The sequence below is a fragment of the Streptomyces sp. NPDC054956 genome, from assembly GCF_053609185.1.
This window is the reverse complement of sequence record NZ_JBSGXB010000614.1, coordinates 1-1,668: the sequence shown is the minus strand read 5'-3', so window position 1 is coordinate 1,668 and position 1,668 is coordinate 1. Positions and strand designations below refer to the sequence as shown.

At 71.4% G+C, this 1,668-nt stretch carries 2 protein-coding genes; both read right to left on the bottom strand.

Going from position 1 to position 1,668, the window contains the following annotated elements; all coding sequences use genetic code 11:
• Positions 1–163 (bottom strand): NAD(P)-binding domain-containing protein (locus tag ACWGDE_RS38765; RefSeq protein WP_453393788.1); only part of this gene is annotated, 163 nt, incomplete at its 3' end.
• Positions 164–193: 30 nt separating this feature from the next.
• A partial coding sequence (locus ACWGDE_RS38760; RefSeq protein WP_453393787.1) for an aldehyde dehydrogenase family protein occupies positions 194–1,668 on the bottom strand: 1,475 nt, incomplete at its 5' end.

Sequence of the window (1,668 nt, the reverse complement as noted above, 5' to 3'; positions counted from 1 at the left end):
GGGGGGGGTGCGCCGCCGAGGCCGCGGGGCCCAGCTCGGCCAGCAGGGGCCCGAGGCTGCGCGGGCCGCGGGCGTTGGCGAGCACGACCTGGTGGTCCGCCGCCACGAGGATCCGGGCCAGGGTCGATCCGATCCGGCCGGTGCCGATGATGCCGATCCGCATGAGGGCTCCTCGGGTCGGTACGGGGGTGGGTCAGTCCATTCCGATCCAGACCGACTTGGTCTGGGTGTAGCTCTCCAGGGACTCGGGGCCGCACTCGCGCCCGTACCCGGAGGCCTTGTAGCCGCCGTAGGGCACGGAGGGGTCGTACTGGTTGTAGCAATTGACCCAGACGGTCCCGGCCTTGATCTGCGAGGCGACCCGGTGGGCGCGGCGCAGGTCCTTGGTGTGGACGCCGGCGGCGAGGCCGTACGCGCTGTCGTTGGCGATGCGCACGGCGTCCTCCTCGGTGTCGAAGGGGATGATCGACAGGACCGGCCCGAAGATCTCCTCCTGGGCGATCCGCATGGAGTTGTCGACGCCGGTGAAGACGGTCGGCAGGAAGTACAGCCCTCCCGAGAGCCCGGCCGCTTCCCCTTCGGGGGTCCAGCCGGCGCCGCCGGTGCGCAGGACGGCCCCTTCCTTCTCCCCGACCTCGATGTACGAGCTGACCTTGTCGAACTGGCCGCGGTGCGCGAGCGGTCCGAAGAGGGTGGCCGGGTCGCGCGGGTCCCCGGGCTTGAGGGCCGCCGCCCGGGTCACGAGCCGTTCGACCATCTCGTCGTGGATGGGGCGCTGGAGCAGCAGCCGGGAGCCGGCGGTGCAGATCTCGCCCTTGTTGTAGTAGATGCCGAAGAAGGCGAGTTCCTCGGCGGCGTCGAGGTCGGCGTCGGCGAAGACGATGTTGGCGGACTTGCCGCCGAGCTCCATCGTCACCTTCTTCAGGGTGCCGGCCGCCTTGCGGATGATCGACTGGCCCACGGAGGTGGAGCCGGTGAAGGCGATCTTGTCGATGCCGGGGTGGCCGGTGAGGGTCTCTCCCAGTTCCACGCCCGGACCGGTGATGACGTTCAGCACCCCGTCCGGGATTTCCGCCTCCTGGAACAGCTCGGCGATCTTCAGGGCGGTCAGCGGGGTCGCCGGGGAGGGCTTGTGGACGACGGTGTTGCCCGCGGCCAGCGCCGGGGCGATCTTCGTCATCGACAGCAGCAGCGGGAAGTTGAACGGGGTGATCGCGCAGACCACGCCCAGCGGTTCCCGCAGGGTGTACGCGAGCTGCCCGCCGGCCGGGGCCCGCGAGGAGCCGTCGACCCGGGTCACGGCGCCGGCGTAGTAGTGCATGAGCTGGGCGGCCATGGGGGCGTCGACCGTGCTGGAGAAGGCGAACGGCTTGCCCATGTCCACCGTCTCGAGCAGGGCGATCTCCTCGAGGTCCCGCTCGATGAGCTCGCCGACCCGGTTCAGCCGCAGCGCGCGCTCCTGGGCGGACAGTCTGCTCCAGGGACCTTCCTCGTACGCCGTGCGGGCGGCGGCCACGGCCGCGTCCGCGTCGGTGGCGGCGGCCTGGGCCACCGGCACGATCTCCTGGCCGTCCACGGGGCTGATGTCCGGTTCGGTCCGGCCGTCCCGGGCCGGGACCCAGGAGCCGCCGATGAACAGTTTCCCGGGGTTGGCCAGGGGCTGGTCGC